This is a genomic window from Ensifer sp. NM-2, from assembly GCF_003024455.1.
Taxonomy (GTDB): domain Bacteria; phylum Pseudomonadota; class Alphaproteobacteria; order Rhizobiales; family Rhizobiaceae; genus Ensifer; species Ensifer canadensis.
The window spans coordinates 773,378-790,042 of record NZ_PVZR01000001.1; the positions used below are offsets into that span (position 1 = coordinate 773,378).

The window sequence follows — 16,665 nt, forward strand, 5'->3', positions numbered from 1 at the left end:
ATCGACAGATCGCGCACATGCGGGCGTTCGATCTGTCATCTGACAAGTCAAAGCATCATTCAATTGAGTAATTGAATGAGTCATGGAGAAATGCTAGGCTTCTGTCAATGACCGACCTTCAACTCCATATCTTCGAGGAATTTGCCGAGCTTGCCCACACGCTTGCGAGCCCCCAGCGCCTGCTCCTGCTCGAGCATATCGCCCAGGGCGAGCGCTCGGTGGAGCGTCTTGCTGAGCTCGCCGGCCTGAGCATCGCCAACGCGTCGCAGCATCTGCAGCAGTTGCGCCGCGCCGGTTTTGTCGAGACCCGGCGGGATGGCAAGCGCGTGCTTTATCGGCTGGGTGCCGGCCCGGTGATCGGCCTGCTCTCGGCCCTGCGTCAATATGCCGAGCACAATCGCGCTCAGATCCGCGAACTCGTCGCCGATCGCCTCGACCGACCGGACCGCCTCGAGGCGATTTCGCGCGAAGAGTTGCTGCTGCGGATGCGGGGAGGGGACGTCACGCTGCTGGATGTGCGGCCGCAGGACGAATTTTTGTCGGGTCATCTTCCCGGTGCGATCAATATTCCGATTGCGGAACTCGAACGACGCCTTGCCGAACTGCCTGAAGGAGGCGAGATCGTCGCCTATTGCCGCGGGCCTTACTGCGCCTTGTCGTTTGACGCGGTGAGGGTTCTGCAAGGCAACGGCTTTACCGTCCGCCGGCTTGAGAGCGGGTTCCCGGATTGGAAAGCAGCCGGCCTTGCTGTGGAAAGCCGGGACCTCAGCTAGACGACAAGTCTGACGCAACAGGCATTGTCTTGTGCCGCTTGCCTTTTTCCGCGTTCTGACGTTTTTTGTCGGCAGTTACGCCGTCGCCGGTTTTGGCCAGCGGCAGCCAAGATGTGCATCGTCCTTCCCGGAAGGACCAGACGGGGCCACGGAAACAAAGATGGTATCGGAAGCGCCGCCGTTCTGGTGGACAAAGGCGGATTGGCGTGCGCGGGCTTTGTGGCCGTTTTCCTGGATCTATGGACGTATCGCCGGCCTGCGCATGGACCGCGCTCGCCGAGCGTCCGTTCCGGTCCCGATCATCTGCATCGGCAATTTCACGGTCGGCGGCGCCGGCAAGACGCCGACGGCGATCGCGCTTGCGCGCGCCGTCAGGGCCAAAGGCCTGAAGCCGGGTTTCCTCAGCCGCGGCTATGGCGGTTCGCTTGATGTGACGACGATCGTCGAGCCTGAACACCACAGGGCACGCGATGTTGGCGACGAGCCGTTGTTGCTGGCGCGCGAGGCGCTGACGGTTGTGTGCCGTCGCCGCGTCGATGGTGCCCGCCGGCTGGTGGCCGAAGGCGTCGATATCATCATCATGGACGATGGTTTCCAGAGCGCGCGGCTGGCCTTCGATTTTGCGCTGCTCGTCATCGATTCCCGCCGCGGCATCGGCAACGGTTACCTCGTGCCGTCAGGCCCGGTGCGCGCGCCGATTTCCAATCAGTTGCGCCATGCGACCGCGCTGTTGAAGATCGGCAACGGCGCCGAGGCGGATGCCTTGATCCGTCGCGCCGCCCGGGCCGGCAAGCAGGTCTACCAGGCGGAGGTCGTGCGGCTCGACGACGGCTCGCTGAACGGCGTGAGAGTGTTGGCCTGGGCCGGTATCGCCGACCCGGAAAAATTCTATCGCACCGTACGGGAAACCGGCGCCGTCATCGAGGAAACCCGCAGCTTCCCCGACCATCATCATTTCTCAGAGGACGAGATATCGGACCTTCTCGACCGGGCCGCAGCACTCGGCTGCACGCTCGTGACCACGGCCAAGGACATGGTTCGCCTGGAGCCCGGCCACGGCCGGGCAGCGGAACTGGCTCGGGCAAGCCGGGTGATCGAAATCGACGTGCACTTCGACGATCCGTCGGCACCGGCAAAGATCGTGACAACCGCGCTGTCGGCCGCGCGCACCCGCAAGCTGCGGGAAGCGGAACAGAAGTAAGGCTGGATTTGGCCGTTAGAGCGTTTTTGTCGCCAGCGGAGCCATGGGAAGGCCCTCCTGACGGAAAACGTTAGCGGCGCTGGTTCGGCAGGGCGCCTGCGCGCTTTTCCGCTTCGAGCGAGGCTTCCGCGTCGACATAGGGCTGCTGACGGGCAACGCTCCAGTAGCGCAGTTCGTCCACGGGAATGGTCTTGCCCGTCATCGCGCAGATGACATGCGAGCCAGCAAGGACGATCTGAAAGTCGCCGTCGAGATAACGGACCTTCGCTTCGCGCGAGGCGCTTCCTTCAAACCGGTTCATCATTTTCTGGGCCTGTTCCGTCTTCGTGGTCTGCTGTCTGATCTAGCCCGACGCCCGGTAAAATGCCAGTGCATTTCGCCGCGCCGGACCGCTCCCGGCATCAGCTCCTGCCGAACAGTCGCTCGATGTCGGAGAGCTTCAGCTCGATATAGGTCGGCCGGCCGTGATTGCATTGGCCAGAGCCCGGCGTTGCTTCCATCTGGCGCAACAGTGCGTTCATTTCCTCAGTCCGCATGCGGCGGCCGGAGCGGACGGATCCATGGCAGGCCATGGTCGCGGCGAGATATTCAAGCCGGCTGGCGAGCCCGTTGGCCGTGTCCCATTCGGCAATCTCGTCGGCGAGCTGGCGCACGAGGCCGGCGGCATCCATCTCGCCCAGCATGGCCGGCGTTTCCCGCACTGCGATGGCGCCAGGTCCGAAGCGCTCGATGCCGAGGCCGAGGCGACCCAGTTCTTCCGCATGCGTCATCAGCCGGTCGCAATCGTCTTCGGAAAGATCGACGATTTCCGGGATCAGCAGCGCCTGGGCGGCGACAGGCTTCGAATGCAGCGCCGTTCGCATGGTTTCGAAGACGAGACGTTCGTGGGCGGCGTGCTGGTCGACGATGACAAGGCCGTCCTGCGTCTGCGCGACGATATAGTTTTCGTGAAGCTGGGCGCGCACGGCGCCGAGTGGAAACGATTGCGGCGCCAGCGCGTCCGCAACGGTCCGGTCAGGCTCTGCCAAAGGCGACGCCGTGCGGGCCGAGGGTGCGGAGAAGGCAGAAAAGCTTGCCTGCGGCGTCTCGGACAGGCCGCGCACGATGGTCTCGAAATGCGTCGGCCGGTAGGGCGAGGTTTCCGCGCTCCAGGGCTGACGCGGCCGGAACTGCTCGGCGCGGAACGCCTGCATCATTCCGCTCGCTCCGGTCGTCGATGCCCGGTCACCCTCGCGGGCCAGGGCCTCGCGGATGGCACCGATGATCAACCCGCGGATGAGGCCCGGATCGCGGAAGCGAACATCCGATTTCGCCGGATGCACGTTGACGTCGACGAGTGCCGGGTCGAGCGCGATCGACAGCACCGCCACGGGATAGCGGCCATGCGGGATCGTTTCGGAATAGGCTGCCCGAATGGCGGAAAGCAGTTGCTTGTCCTGAACCGGACGGCCGTTGACGAAAACATATTGCTGCAGCGAGTTGCCGCGGTTGTAGGTCGGCACCCCGGCAAAGCCGGTCAGCTGAATGTCCTCGCGCTCGGCATCGATCTCGATGGCGTTGTCGCGGAAATCCTTGCCGAGCACCTGCGCCATGCGGGCGAGCCGGTCGTCGCCCGTCGCCGGAAACTCCAGCGTCGTCCGGTCAGATCCCGACAGCACGAAACGCACCTTCGGAAAGGCGATCGCCATGCGACGCACCACATCCGAGATCGCCGAGGCCTCGGCCTTTTCCGACTTCATGAATTTGAGCCGGGCGGGGGTCGCAAAGAACAGGTCGCGGACTTCGACGACCGTGCCGGTATTGGCGGGCGACGGGCGGACGGGGTCCGTCCTGCCGCCGGCAATGGAAATGACGGCACCCTCGCTAGCGCCTGCCGTTCGAGTGGTGATCGAAAGCCGGGAGACCGATCCGATCGACGGCAGAGCCTCGCCGCGAAAGCCGAGTGTGCGGATATCGAACAGGTTGTCGTCGAGCTTCGACGTGCAGTGCCGCCTGACCGCCAGCTCCAGATCGGCCGGCTGCATGCCCGCGCCGTTGTCGGTGACGCGCAGCAACGTCTTGCCGCCACCGGCGGTGGCGATTTCGATCCGGGTCGCACCGGCATCGAGCGCGTTTTCGATCAGTTCCTTGGCGGCACTGGCCGGGCGTTCGATGACTTCGCCGGCGGCGATCTGATTGATGAGGGTCTCGGAGAGCTGCTTGATGGCCATGCTCTATTTTCCCGGATTCGGCGACGGAACGGAAGTGGAAATACAGCTCTGTCCCCGCCTCGTGCCTTCTATTATTGGGCTTTGGTTGTGCAACCCATTGGTGCACCAAAAAATGAGACGGAGATTTAATTGCCCCTTAATATTCTGCTGCGATTTTCCACAACAACCTGAATGATCACGGGTTTTGTCTTTGGAGCACCGCGGCGTTGCTGGACGTCGTGTCACCCCCGCTCGAAGAGACGCCTTCCAAGGCCATCCCAGCATGTCCCGAAATGAAACCGCCGCAGGGGGCGAGTGAGGACAGCGCAATGAACGATGGGGCGCCGAACGGCGCGGACATCAACAGGATCATTCTTGAGTCGAGCTGCGATGCGCTCGGCTCAGCGATGGTTGTCTGCGGCCGGGACGACACCATCCTCTTTGCCAGCCGCACCATGCTGCAGTACTTCCCCGTTCCCTCCGAGATGCTGTTGCCGGGAACGCGATTGCGCGATTTCCTCGGCGCCGTCTACGACACCGGAGTTCGCCCCGGCACAGTTCCCGAAAACAGCCGTCGTCGGACGAACCGCGAAGACTGGATTGCCGAGCATATGGCGCTGCACTGGCGCGAGCGCTACGAGAATGTCGAGCGCGCCGGCCGCACGCGCTGGGTTTCCATGCGCAAGCGTCGTCTTTCCAACGGTATCGGCATCCTTTCGATCACCGATGTCTCCGACCAGAGGAAGCGTGACGAGCAGTTGCAGACGGACCTCGAGCGGGTCGAACTGACCGAAGAGATCCTGGATGTCCAGCCCAATCCGATCTGCGTCAAGGATCGCAACCTCAACTACATCGCGGTCAACAAGGCGTTCTGCCTAATTCACGATCTCTCGCAGGACGCGATCCTCGGTCGTTCGGCCTGGGATCTGGTCGACAGCGAACTTGCCGAACGTTTCGAGCACTCCGATCGGCGCGTGCTTGAAACCGGCAAGCCGCATTCGGAAGCGGAACATATTGTCCGCGCTGATGGCAGCGACCTCTGGGTTCTCACCCGTAAGTATCGCGTTGGCATGCCAGGCCGCCATTTCGTCGTGACCTGCATGAGCGACGTGACGGATATCGCCGGCTGGTACAATGGCTCCGAGGATGGTTCCGCTCCCTCCGGCGGTCTCCAGATCAACGACTACAGCATTTTTGCGCCGGCCCAGAATTTCTACGATCCGTTCCGCGCGCTGAACGTACAGCAACTGGTCGAGGCGGGCTCGATGATCGAGACCCTTCCGGCGCGCGGTTTGCGCGTTCTGCTTGCCTCTGCCGATCGGCTGACGGAAGATCGGCTGGTTGCGCGTCTGCGCGGCTCGGGCCTTGAAGCCTGTGCGGTGCGCAACCTCGATGAGTTGACCGCCTTCGGCATGGCCGCCGAAAGCGCCGGCGTGAAGCTCGACATTCTGCTGCTGGATGGTGCTTTTCCGGATGGGCAGCATATTCCGGGGGCCTGGCGCAATTGCCCGGTCGTTACCGTCGAATCCGATCAGGATGCTGCCGCTGTTCTGACCGAGGTTTTCCGTGTTTGTGCCGAGCGCCCGCAGGCCTCGCCGCTCCTACAATCGGACTGGTCGATCTCGTTTGAGGACGAGGGCACAGCGTCCGTGCCGGTTTCACAGGTCGACGTCCTCGTTGCCGAAGACAACCAGATCAACCAGTTCGTCTTCACGCAGATCCTGGAAGGGCTCGGCGTCTCCCATCGCATTGCTGCCAACGGTCGCGAGGCCGTCGAACTCTGGCATGAGCTTCAGCCGGCACTGGTCCTCATGGATGTGTCCATGCCTGTCATGAACGGCTTCGATGCGACCGTTGCCATTCGAACAGCGGAAAAGGCGAGAAACGACAGAACGCCAATCATCGCCGTGACCGCTCAGGCCCTCGATATCGATCTGGAGCAGTGCAAGAGGTCGGGCATGGATGATCACATCATGAAGCCGGTTAGCCCCGACATGATCGAGGCCGTGCTGCGAAAATTCATGCCGGTAATGGCCATGCGAACGGCAGGTTGAACGGAATTCGTGTCAACTCGCTAGAATTGGGGATGTCGATGGCAGATCTTGGAGCGAGGCGATATCGGATTGTTAACCCCCGATTGCGATCTTCTGCACCGTATTGCCAAAAAGTGTAGAGCCCCTCCGGAATGCATCGCAGCCCCACAGCCGTCAACGTCGGAACTTCGCCGGAAGCGCACCGCCGCTTCGCGGACCGGCTTGCCTTGTCGGCCGACCGGCACGGACGGGCGGGTTCTTTTGAGATCCAGGGGCTTGGCCGATGATGTCGGGCGAAACTCCCTATCATCGCATCGGCAGGGAGGCTCCGGCTATCGGCGGCTCGGTCGATCTGTTGACCGGGCTCGGCAACGCGCGCCAACTCCGCAAGACCGTTTGCGATCTGGCTGAAGAGCGCGCCAGCGATCCCGCTCCCTTTACCATCGGTCTTGCCAATATCGATGGGTTCAAACCGATCAACGATCTGTTCGGCCCGCGAGCCGGCGACGAGATCCTCTGCCAGGTTGCCCATCGGCTGCAAGCCTGTGCACCTGAAGGCGCGACAATCATTCGCTCCGAGAACGACGAATTCGCTTTCGTCCTGCCGCTCGTCTTCGAGCGCAAGGGTGCGGAGAAAGTCGGGCAGATGTTGAAAGAGGTGCTGTCGGCGCCCTTCGATCTCGGCGATCGCAACGTCCGCCTTTCCGCTTCGTTCGGCTTTGCCGTCTATCCTTTTGCCGGCGAGGTCTTTGAAGACCTGCTGAAGAGCGCCGATACGGCGCTTTATCGTTCCAAGCGCCGCGGCCGCGGCCAGATCACCGTCTATTCCCAGGAAATCGCCCAAGAGATGAAGCGCGCGACGCAGCTCGAACAGGCGCTGCGCAACGCGATCATCGCCAACGAGGTCGACGTGCACTTCCAGCCGATCGTCGATCTGCGCAACGACGCGGTCGTCGGTTTCGAAGCCCTGGCCAGATGGTGCGACGCCGACCTCGGCTATGTCTCTCCAGCCGTGTTCGTACCTTTGGCAGAAGAGCGCGGCTTCATCGAATCGCTGGCCGAGACGCTGTTGCGCAAGGCCGCCCATGCGGCACTCGCCTGGCCGAAGGAGCTGTTCCTGTCGTTCAACCTGTCGTCGGCACAGTTGATGGACCCGGCGACCAGCACGCGTCTCCTGACGATCATCAACCAGATCGGTCTCGACCCGCGACGGTTGGAACTGGAGATCACCGAGACGGCCGTCATGGCTGACGCGGAGACTGCCCAGAAGATCGTGACTGAGCTTCGGGCAGCCGGCGTGCGCGTCTCGCTCGACGATTTCGGCACGGGTCAGTCGAGCCTTGGGCGCCTTCGCGACTTCTCCTTCGACAAGGTCAAGATCGACCGTGCCTTCGTGTCGCGGATTTCCGCCGACCGGGCCTCCGAGCATATCATCAAGGCGATCGTGTCGATGTGCGAAGGCCTGGAACTTGAGGTCGTCGCCGAAGGCATCGAGGATTTTTCCGAAGCGTTGAAGCTGAAGGCGCTCGGCTGCGGCATGGGCCAGGGCTACTTCTACGGCAAGCCGGCCGACGCTGTCGCGACGATGCGCTACCTCTCGGACCGCTATCGCGGCGTTGCAGCTCAGCTTTAGACCCTGCCGCAATAGTGGGTTTCAGTCCTTGGCGCTCTCGGCCCGGTTTCGCGTACCTTCCGCCAGCAGCCAATCCCTGACCCGTCGCGCCTGACTGTTCAGCTCGCGTGAGCGCGGCCAGACGACGTAAAACGCCAGTCCGGTCTTCAGCACGTGACCGCAGACCGGCACCAGTGCACCGGAGCGAACCTGCGGATCGGTCAGGTGCTCCCAGCCAAGCGCCACCCCTTCGCCTGATAGCACCGCCTGGATCACCAGGACATAGTCGTTGATGGCGAGACGACGCGCCTGAGGCGGGTAGGGAAGGCCGGCGCTGGCGAACCATTCGGTCCAGTCGCAGGCGCGCCGGACCGGTTCTTCCAGATGAATGAGGTTGTGGCGCAGCAAATCGGCAGGTTTGCTTGGCAGTCCATGCTGCTCGATATAGGCGGGCGTCGCCACCGCATTGACGACTTCCTCGGCCAGAAGTGCTGCATGGTAGCGCGGCCAATGGCTCGGATCGCCGCCGCGGATGCCGAGCGGGATCGGCTCCTCGTCGAGGTCGAGATCGCGCACGCTCGTCTGGATCCTCAGATCGATCTCCGGCAGATCCTCGCGCATGCGGTTGAGGCGCGGCAGCATCCACATCGAGGCAAAAGCGGTCGATGCCGCAAGCGTCACATTAGTCTCGCGCCCCTTGGAGCGAATGTCTTCCGCCGACTTCTGGATCCGTGACAGACCGACGGATACGTCGGCGTGGAATTTCTCACCAGCCTCCGTCAATTCGACGGCGCGATGCACGCGGTGGAAGAGCGGTACACCCAGCTGCTCTTCCAGCCCGCGAATGGCGTAGGAGACGGCCGCCTGCGTCATGCCGAGCTCGTTGGCGGCTCGGGTGAAATTCTGATGACGGCCGGCAGCCTCGAACACGATGAGGCTGGTTGCAGACGGGAGCAGGCGGCGTAGATTTTCCATAACTTAGGCTTATCGCATGGCTCAATTTTTTCCAGCGTTACAACGTGATTTTTCGTCAATACCATCACCTCAAATGATGGGAGGACGGCGATGGAAATGGTGGCTGTGGAAGCGGGCGAAGCACCGAGACGGACACGAGGATCAAGGCCGCAACGCGGCGGTGTCAGCGCCAAGAGCCTTGGCGTCCCCTACATCGTCCGCAATATTCCGACCTACGATATCCTGAGCGAAGAAAACCTGCTCCGAATCGAGAAGGTCGCCGACCGTATTCTTGCCGAAGTCGGCATCGAGTTTCGCGATGACCCGGCATCCCTTGATCATTGGAAACGCGCTGGCGCCAAGCTGGACGGCGTGCGGGTGACGTTCGAGCCCGGCATGCTGAAGGAGATCGTGCGCTCGGCGCCGCGCCAGTTTACCCAGCATGCCCGCAACCCCGTCCGCAGCGTCGAAATCGGCGGCAACAATGTCGTGTTCTCGCCAGCCTACGGCTCTCCTTTCGTCACCGATCTCGACAACGGCCGGCGTTACGGCACGATCGAAGACTTCCGCAATCTGATAAAGCTGGCGCAGTCGAGCCCCTGGCTGCACCATTCCGGCGGCACCATCTGTGAGCCGGTCGATGTTCCGGTGAACAAGCGCCATCTCGACATGGTCTATTGCCACATCAAATATTCCGACCGAGCCTTCATGGGCTCGATCACCGCCGAGGATCGCGCCGAAGACTCGATCGAGATGGCGCGCATTGTCTTCGGGCACGATTTCGTCGACGCCAACTGCGTCATTCTTGGCAACGTCAACGTCAATTCACCGCTCGTCTGGGACGGAACGATGACGAAGTCATTGCGCGCCTATGCGCGGGCAAACCAGGCGGCTGTCATCGTGCCCTTCATTCTCGGCGGCGCCATGGGTCCGGTCACCAATGCCGGAGCGATCGCGCAATCCTATGCCGAGACGCTGGCCGGCTGCGCCTTGACCCAGCTGGAGCGCAAGGGCGCGCCTGTTATCTTCGGCAACTTCCTGTCGTCCATGTCGCTGCGTTCGGGGTCGCCGACCTTCGGCACGCCGGAGCCGGCGATCGGCAGCATGGTGATCGGCCAACTGGCACGGCGCCTCGGCCTGCCGCTGCGCTGCGCCGGCAATTTTTCCAATTCCAAGCTGCCAGACGCGCAAGCGATGCAGGAGGGCGTCATGTCGATGCTGTCGGCGGTGCATTGCGGCGCCAATTTCATCCTGCACTCGGCCGGCTTCGTCGATGGGCTGCTCGCGATGTCCTACGAAAAGTTCGTCATGGACACGGATTTCTGCGGCGCGCTGCATTCCTACCTCGCCGGCGTTGTCGTCGATGACAACACGCTGGCCATGGACGCCTTTCTGCAGGTTGGGCCAGGCAGCCATTTCCTCGGATGCGATCACACCATGCGCAATTACCAGACCGCCTTCTGGGATTCGGCCCTGTCCGACAACGAGCCTTTTGAAAAATGGACAGAGGAGGGCGGAACCGACATGGCGGCGCGCGCCAACAGGAGTTGGAAGAAGACGCTGGCCGAATACGAAGCGCCGCCGCTGGACGTGGTGATCGACGACGCTTTGACGGACTATGTTTCTCGCCGCAAGAACGGCATGGCGGACGCCTGGTACTGAGCCGACGCCGAGCCTTCTTTGAGAATGCGCATAACAAGAATGATGCCGTGCCACCGGTCCAGCTCAGCGGACAGGCGGTGCTCAAGGGAACAGAAATGACGCTGCCGAAAGACCCACTGCTCCAGCCTTACCGCCTCAAGCATCTGACGCTCAAGAACCGGATCATGTCGACGTCCCATGAGCCGGCCTATTCCGAAGACGGCATGCCGAAGGATCGCTACCGCCTCTATCATCTTGAGAAGGCCAAGGGCGGCATGGCGCTGACCATGACGGCGGGTTCCGCCATCGTTTCGGAGGATTCTCCGCCTGCCTTCGGCAATCTCCACGCCTATTCCGACGAGATCGTGCCCTGGCTGAAGAAGATCGCCGACGACTGTCATGAGCACGACACCGCGGTGATGATCCAGCTCACCCATCTCGGCCGCCGCACCGGCTGGAACAAGGGCGACTGGCTGCCGGTTCTCTCAGCCTCGCCGGTGCGCGAGGCCGCGCATCGGTCGTTTCCAAAGGAGATCGAAGACTGGGATATCGAGCGCATCGTCGGCGACTATGCGACAGCCGCCGCCCGCATGCAGGCCGCCGGCCTTGATGGTATAGAGCTTGAGGCCTACGGCCATCTGATGGACGGCTTCTGGTCGCCTGCCACCAACCAGCGCGACGACGACTTCGGCGGCTCGCTCGACAACCGCCTGCGCTTTACCCACATGGTGCTCGACGCCATCCGCAAGTCCGTCGGGCCGGATTTCATCGTCGGCATGCGCATGGTGGCAGACGAGGATTGGGAGAAGGGGCTTTCGAAGGAAGAAGGCATCGAGATCGCCCGCCGCCTGGCAAACTCCGGCAAGGTCGATTTCCTCAACATCATCCGCGGACACATCGACCATGATGCGCCGTTGACCAAGGTCATCCCGATCCAGGGCATGGCCGCCTCGCCGCATCTCGATTTTGCCGGCGAAATCAGGGCGGCGACCAAATTTCCGGTTTTCCATGCGGCCCGCATCGCCGATGTCGCCACCGCACGCCACGCGATAGCCGAGGGCAAACTCGACATGGTCGGCATGACCCGTGCCCATATCGCCGACCCGCATATCGTCCGGAAAATCGAAGAGGGCCGGGAAGCCCAGATACGCCCCTGCGTCGGCGCGACCTACTGTCTCGATCGTATCTACGAGGGTGGCGGCGCACTCTGCATTCACAATGCGGCGACTGGGCGCGAGGCGATCGTGCCACACGTCATCTCCAGAAGCGAAGGGCCGAAGCGAAAGGCCGTCGTCGTCGGTGCCGGTCCGGCCGGCCTTGAGGCGGCGCGTGTGCTTGCCGAGCGCGGCCATGTGGTCGAGATCATCGAGGCTACCGGCGAGGCGGGCGGGCAGATTCTGCTTGCCCAGCGCAATCCGCGGCGCAAGGAACTGATCGGCATCGTCGACTGGCGGCTGTCGGAGCTGGAGAGGCTTGGCGTGCGGATCCACTACAACGTCTTTGCCGGCGTCGACGATGTTCTGGAGCGGTCGCCCGATCTTGTCGTCGTTGCTACCGGCGGCATCGCCCAAAACCCGGCTCTGGAGGCGGGGGACGAACTGGTTGTCTCAAGCTGGGATATCATCGCCGGTGCGGTGAAGACGGAGGGACCCGTGCTGCTCTATGACGACAACGGCGCCCATAGCGGCATGACTGCGGCCGAATTGATTGCGCGCGCTGGCGTCGAGCTCGAGATCATCTCGCCCGAGCGCATGTTCGCGCCCGAAGTCGGCGGCATGAACCATGTGCCTTACGCCAGGGCGTTTGCAGATCACAATGTGCGTGTGACGATCAACACCCGCCTCCGGTCGGTTCGGCGGGAAGGCAATGGGCTGGTGGCGACGCTCGGTTCCGATTTTTCTGACACGGCATCGAGCGAACGCCGGGTGGCGCAGGTGGTGGTCGAGCACGGCACCGTGCCGATGGACGATCTCTACCGCGAATTGAAGCCGATTTCTCGCAATCTGGGCGCCGTCGACTACAAGGCGCTGCTTCGCGGCGAAAACCCGATCCCACTGCGCAACCCGGGCGCCGGCTTCGACATGTTCCGCATCGGCGATGCCGTCGCCAGCCGCAACATCCATGCCGGCATCTATGATGCGCTGCGCTACGGCGTGCTTTTCTGAACAAAACGAGCGGCGGTGAAAGCACCGCCGCTCCATCTTCTGGTCGTCTAACGATCCAGCTTACTGCTGGGTACCCTCAGCCGGTGCCGGCTGCATCGGGGTAGCCGGTGCCGTTCCGGTGGTCGAGGAGGTCGTCGACGTGTCAACCGGCTGGTTGGCGAGCTGTTCGGCGACCTGCTGCGCCTTGGTCTTGAACTCGGGAGCCGCCTTCAAGGTTTCGGCGGTTTCCGTCGTCGTCAGCTTCAAGGCATCCGTATTGGCCTGTTCGGAGATCTGAATGCGATCGAACGGGACCGCAACGTTCTTCTCACCGAGGCCCAGGAAGCCGCCGACACCGATCACAGCAGCTACAACGCCGCCATCCTTCTTGATGATCAGGTCGTTAATCTCACCGACATTTTCGTCGCCGGCATTATAGACGGTCTGGCCGACATAGGTGCTGGTCGCGATCTGGTCACTGGCCTGTTCGGTCAGGTACGTTCCGTCAGACTGGGCCGTGACAGCAGGTGCTTCGGTGGTTGCCGGCGGTGTCGTCTGCGCCTGGTCTGCAGGTGCTTCGGCACCCGGAGCCGGCTGAATTTCCATCGTCTGCGGCTCGGCCGGCTTAGGCTGGGTGGCGTCCTGAGCGAAGGTCATCGGCGCGAACGCAACACTCGCGATAAGCGCACCGGCCGCAACGGAAGATACAAGTTTCTTGGTCATCTCAAACTGCCTTTCCTTGACGTTGTCGATCAAGGCGCGGTCCTGATCGTCGCCAGGTTTCCACCGCACCGGTGATACCAAAGCAACGCCTGGCGGCAGAAACGGTTCCAGAAAAATTCGACTGATCGCGCCGGAATTCTGGCAGTCATGCGCCAAACTTCTATGGTCGCAGATCAATATCGCCGGTGGTCGTCGCTCACCTTTCGGCAGATATCGGAGCGTCATCACTCCGGCTATGTATTTTAGTGGTCTATTGAGTTCTGCTTTACATTCATACAATATTGAGTGTTCTTGCCTATACTTGCTGAAGACGGGATGGAGCATTCTTCGTGGATATTCCATCCTGTTGATCTGGACGGTTCCCCATGTTTCTGCCACGGCGATTTCTCTCCGTTTCCCTGCTTTCCGTTTTGGTGATGGTCGGCCTTGTCGGGATCGAGCGCAGCCTGTTCGGCGTGCGCTATTTTTCGGAGCGGATGCCTGAGATCGAACCCTACAATCTTTGGCATGCATGGGTGTCGCTCAGTCTGTCGCTTGCGGCTATTCAGGGGTTCACGCGCGATGCGTCCTGGCTCGGCGCACCCGCGCTTCGGATGGCCTCACGCCGCGAACTGTGGATCTGCATCGCAATGCCGGTCTTTGCAGCCGCGGCGGCCCTTCTTTTCAGCGTCGATGCCGCGATCTTCAGCGCCCTGGCCCGCGAGGACAACATCTTCGAGTGGCTTTCCGCCCTGTTGATCTTTGCCTCAAGCGTGTTCTTCGCGCTGGCGGCCATGGGTCAATTGCGCGCGGCGCGGGGTGAGGCCGATCGCGTCGCATGGCTGGCGGCCGGTGCCGCGGCATCCTTCAGCCTTGTTCTGTTCATCGTCGGCATGGAAGAGATATCCTGGATGCAACGCGTGTTCGGCATTTCCACGCCCGACGCGTTGCTGGGCCTCAACAAGCAGCAGGAACTGAACCTGCACAACATCTCAACCGGTTTCACCGAGCTGCTCTATTATACCGGCAGCTTCGTGCTTTTGACGTTAGCGCCCTTTGTCTGGCTCTACCTTCGCAAGGGTTTCGCGCTCGGGCGGTTCGAAGCATTCACGCCGAGCGTTTTGGTGTTGGCGGCAAGCGCACCGATGGCGGCGTTCAACAGCGACAACTGGAGCATGCTGCCGACCCAGATGATGGTGATGATGACGATAATCATCCTGCTGGTGATCGCCGATCTCGCACTGCGGGGCGGCTTATGGCGGGAATTCACAGTGCTCACCGCCGGCGCGATCCTGATCGTCGCGATCCAGGAACTGTTCGTGCTGCAGGCGCAGGAACTCGTGCGCATCTGGGATCCGACCGAATACAAGGAACTCTTCATTGCGGTTGGTCTCGCCATCTATGGCTATGAGACCTGGTCGCGGCTGCGCTCGTTGGCGCCGGCCACCGAGTTGCTGGTCGGTCGCCGATCGACGGCCGGATAAACGAAAACCCCGCCGAAGGGGCGGGGTTCCACTGCCGTGTCGCTTGGCGCAACAGCTATCCTCAATGGCTTTCGCGCAGAACCTCGCTGCCGCTTCCGCCAACGAGGAAATCCAGGTCGGCGCCCTTGTCCGCCTGCAGCACCGTATCCTGATAGAGCTTGTAGTAGCCGCGTGTCCATTTCTGCTCCGGCGGCTGCCAGGCGGCCATGCGGGCTGCAAACTCTTCCTCGCTGATCATCAGGTTGAGTTCGCCCTTCATCGCGTCGAGCCGGATGCGGTCACCGGTTCTGACGATCGCCAACGGCCCGCCGGCGTTCGATTCCGGGCTGACATGCAGCACGACGGTTCCAAACGCCGTACCCGACATGCGGGCGTCCGAAACGCGCACCATGTCGCGCACGCCCTTTTCGACCAGCCGGCGCGGGATCGGCATGTTGCCGACTTCCGCCATGCCGGGATACCCCTTGGGACCGCAGCCCTTGAGCACCAGGATGGTGTCTTCGGTCACCGGCAGATCCGGATCGTCGATCTTGGCCTTCAGGTCCTCGATCGTCTCGAAGACATAGGCCGGGCCCTCATGCGCCAGCAGATGTTCGCTGGCGGCAGACGGCTTGATGACCGCGCCGTTCGGCGCAAGGTTGCCTTTGAGCACGCGAATGCCGGCTGCCGCACGCAGCGGATTGTCGAGTGGGCGGATGACGTCGTCGTTGAAGACCTCGGCGTCTTCCCAATATCGGCTGATCGGCATGCCGAAGACCGTTGGCGCATCCGCATGCAGCAGATGCTGGATGCGGTTCATGACGGCTGGCAGGCCGCCGGCATAGGCGAGATCCTCGATCAGATACTTGCCTGAAGGCATGCAGTTGACGATGCACGGCACCTGACCGCCGACGCGGTCGAAGTCCTCGAGACAGAGATCGACGCCGGCACGGCCGGCGATCGCCAGCATATGCACGACCGCATTGGTCGATCCGCCGACGGCGGCGTTGGCAATGATCCCGTTTTCGAAATTCTTCTTGGTCAGGATCTTCGACAGGCGCAGATCCTCATGCACCATCTCGACGATGCGCTTGCCCGTCATGTGCGACAGCGCCATTCGGCGCGCATCGACGGCGGGGAGTGCGGCATTCATCGGCAGCGACAGGCCCATCGCCTCGACGATCGACGCCATGGTGGTGGCCGTGCCCATGGTCATGCAGACGCCGGGCGAACGCGACATGCCGCTCTCGGCCGCCATGAACTCCTGAACGCTCATCTCGCCGGCGCGCACCGCTTCTGAAAATTTCCAGACGTCGGTGCCGGAGCCGATGTCCTTGCCCTTCCATTTGCCGTTCAGCATCGGCCCGGAGGAAACGACGATCGTCGGCAGGTCCACCGAAGCCGCGCCCATCAGCTGGCCGGGTGTCGTCTTGTCGCAGCCGCCAAGCAGCACGACGCCGTCGATGCCATAGGCGCGGATTGCCTCCTCGACGTCCATGGCGAGCAGGTTGCGAAACAACATCGCCGTCGGCCGCATCTGCGTTTCGCCAAGCGAGGACACCGGAAACTCGACCGGAAAGCCGCCGGCCTCCCAGACGCCGCGCTTGACGCCCTCAGCCAGAATGCGCAGGTGGCTGTTGCATGGGGTCAGTTCCGACCAGGTGTTGCAGATGCCGATGATCGGGCGCCCGTCGAAGACATGGTCCGGAAATCCCTGGTTCTTCATCCAGGAGCGATGGATGAAACCATCCTTGTGGGTGCCGCCATACCAGTGCCGACTGCGCAGTTCTTTCTTCTTGTCGCTCATTCAAGCTTCCTCCTCACCATGCGATTGATCGCGTGGATGAATTGTATGACTTTTTATTGGCGCTTCGCTACTGCATGTTTCTTTAAAATCCCATTCGATTTAAGGAAAAAACATGCAGCACTTCAAAGTGCTACAGCGACCTTTGC

At 62.1% G+C, this 16,665-nt stretch carries 12 protein-coding genes; 7 read left to right on the top strand and 5 right to left on the bottom strand.

The features are described 5' to 3' along the window. The first annotated feature begins 107 nt into the window (after nt 1-107). Together C6558_RS03780 and lpxK are read left to right on the top strand one after the other, a co-directional pair. The gene (locus tag C6558_RS03780) at nt 108-773 is read left to right on the top strand and encodes a metalloregulator ArsR/SmtB family transcription factor (protein WP_084814471.1); all 666 of its coding nucleotides are present in this window, start codon (nt 108-110) and stop codon (nt 771-773) included. A gap of 160 nt (nt 774-933) precedes the next feature. Then, nucleotides 934-1,974: a tetraacyldisaccharide 4'-kinase gene (lpxK, locus tag C6558_RS03785; protein WP_025426075.1), complete on the top strand. Its 1,041-nt coding sequence runs from the start codon at nt 934-936 to the stop codon at nt 1,972-1,974. A 70-nt stretch (nt 1,975-2,044) separates the two neighbouring features. Here lpxK and C6558_RS03790 read toward each other — a convergent pair whose 3' ends face one another. After that, nucleotides 2,045-2,278, bottom strand: coding sequence for a DUF2093 domain-containing protein (locus C6558_RS03790; RefSeq protein WP_025426076.1), 234 nt, complete (start codon nt 2,276-2,278; stop codon nt 2,045-2,047). Between the two features lie 97 nt (nt 2,279-2,375). Then, nucleotides 2,376-4,184 (bottom strand): DNA mismatch repair endonuclease MutL, encoded by a 1,809-nt coding sequence (gene mutL / locus C6558_RS03795; protein ID WP_025426077.1) that lies wholly within the window; start codon nt 4,182-4,184, stop codon nt 2,376-2,378. A 308-nt stretch (nt 4,185-4,492) separates the two neighbouring features. Here mutL and C6558_RS03800 point away from each other — a divergent pair, with 308 nt between their 5' ends. Further along, nucleotides 4,493-6,217 carry a response regulator gene (locus C6558_RS03800; RefSeq protein ID WP_025426078.1) on the top strand — a complete coding sequence of 575 codons (1,725 nt, stop codon included), beginning with the start codon at nt 4,493-4,495 and terminating at the stop codon, nt 6,215-6,217. 265 nt (nt 6,218-6,482) lie between these two features. Further along, on the top strand, nt 6,483-7,829 hold the full coding sequence (locus tag C6558_RS03805) for a bifunctional diguanylate cyclase/phosphodiesterase (RefSeq protein WP_225906253.1): 1,347 nt from the start codon (nt 6,483-6,485) through the stop codon (nt 7,827-7,829). A gap of 21 nt (nt 7,830-7,850) precedes the next feature. Here the strand turns inward: C6558_RS03805 and C6558_RS03810 are convergent, their stop codons facing one another. Next, nucleotides 7,851-8,783: a LysR substrate-binding domain-containing protein gene (locus C6558_RS03810; protein WP_025426080.1), complete on the bottom strand. Its 933-nt coding sequence runs from the start codon at nt 8,781-8,783 to the stop codon at nt 7,851-7,853. 90 nt (nt 8,784-8,873) lie between these two features. Here C6558_RS03810 and C6558_RS03815 point away from each other — a divergent pair, with 90 nt between their 5' ends. Together C6558_RS03815 and C6558_RS03820 are read left to right on the top strand one after the other, a co-directional pair. Continuing rightward, entirely contained in the window at nt 8,874-10,424 is a 1,551-nt protein-coding gene (locus C6558_RS03815; protein ID WP_025426081.1) for a trimethylamine methyltransferase family protein, read from the top strand. 95 nt (nt 10,425-10,519) lie between these two features. After that, nucleotides 10,520-12,568: an NADH:flavin oxidoreductase gene (locus C6558_RS03820; protein WP_107026864.1), complete on the top strand. Its 2,049-nt coding sequence runs from the start codon at nt 10,520-10,522 to the stop codon at nt 12,566-12,568. Between the two features lie 60 nt (nt 12,569-12,628). Here C6558_RS03820 and C6558_RS03825 read toward each other — a convergent pair whose 3' ends face one another. Continuing rightward, on the bottom strand, nt 12,629-13,270 hold the full coding sequence (locus C6558_RS03825; RefSeq protein WP_025426083.1) for a PRC-barrel domain-containing protein: 642 nt from the start codon (nt 13,268-13,270) through the stop codon (nt 12,629-12,631). Between the two features lie 365 nt (nt 13,271-13,635). Between C6558_RS03825 and C6558_RS03830 the strand changes: the two genes are divergently transcribed. Next, nucleotides 13,636-14,733 (top strand): hypothetical protein, encoded by a 1,098-nt coding sequence (locus C6558_RS03830; RefSeq protein WP_025426084.1) that lies wholly within the window; start codon nt 13,636-13,638, stop codon nt 14,731-14,733. A gap of 61 nt (nt 14,734-14,794) precedes the next feature. Here the strand turns inward: C6558_RS03830 and C6558_RS03835 are convergent, their stop codons facing one another. Then, entirely contained in the window at nt 14,795-16,519 is a 1,725-nt protein-coding gene (locus tag C6558_RS03835) for an IlvD/Edd family dehydratase (protein WP_025426085.1), read from the bottom strand. Nucleotides 16,520-16,665 lie beyond the last annotated feature (146 nt).

Excerpts from the sequence above, each read along its gene's own strand:
- C6558_RS03810 (WP_025426080.1), bottom strand. The coding sequence starts at position 8,783 with ATGGAAAATCTACGCCGCCTGCTCCCGTCTGCAACCAGCCTCATCGTG.
- C6558_RS03820 (WP_107026864.1), top strand. The coding sequence starts at position 10,520 with ATGACGCTGCCGAAAGACCCACTGCTCCAGCCTTACCGCCTCAAGCAT.
- mutL (WP_025426077.1), bottom strand. The coding sequence starts at position 4,184 with ATGGCCATCAAGCAGCTCTCCGAGACCCTCATCAATCAGATCGCCGCC.
- C6558_RS03790 (WP_025426076.1), bottom strand. The coding sequence starts at position 2,278 with ATGATGAACCGGTTTGAAGGAAGCGCCTCGCGCGAAGCGAAGGTCCGT.
- C6558_RS03835 (WP_025426085.1), bottom strand. The coding sequence starts at position 16,519 with ATGAGCGACAAGAAGAAAGAACTGCGCAGTCGGCACTGGTATGGCGGC.
- C6558_RS03800 (WP_025426078.1), top strand. The coding sequence starts at position 4,493 with ATGAACGATGGGGCGCCGAACGGCGCGGACATCAACAGGATCATTCTT.
- C6558_RS03780 (WP_084814471.1), top strand. The coding sequence starts at position 108 with ATGACCGACCTTCAACTCCATATCTTCGAGGAATTTGCCGAGCTTGCC.
- C6558_RS03830 (WP_025426084.1), top strand. The coding sequence starts at position 13,636 with ATGTTTCTGCCACGGCGATTTCTCTCCGTTTCCCTGCTTTCCGTTTTG.
- lpxK (WP_025426075.1), top strand. The coding sequence starts at position 934 with ATGGTATCGGAAGCGCCGCCGTTCTGGTGGACAAAGGCGGATTGGCGT.
- C6558_RS03825 (WP_025426083.1), bottom strand. The coding sequence starts at position 13,270 with ATGACCAAGAAACTTGTATCTTCCGTTGCGGCCGGTGCGCTTATCGCG.
- C6558_RS03805 (WP_225906253.1), top strand. The coding sequence starts at position 6,483 with ATGTCGGGCGAAACTCCCTATCATCGCATCGGCAGGGAGGCTCCGGCT.
- C6558_RS03815 (WP_025426081.1), top strand. The coding sequence starts at position 8,874 with ATGGAAATGGTGGCTGTGGAAGCGGGCGAAGCACCGAGACGGACACGA.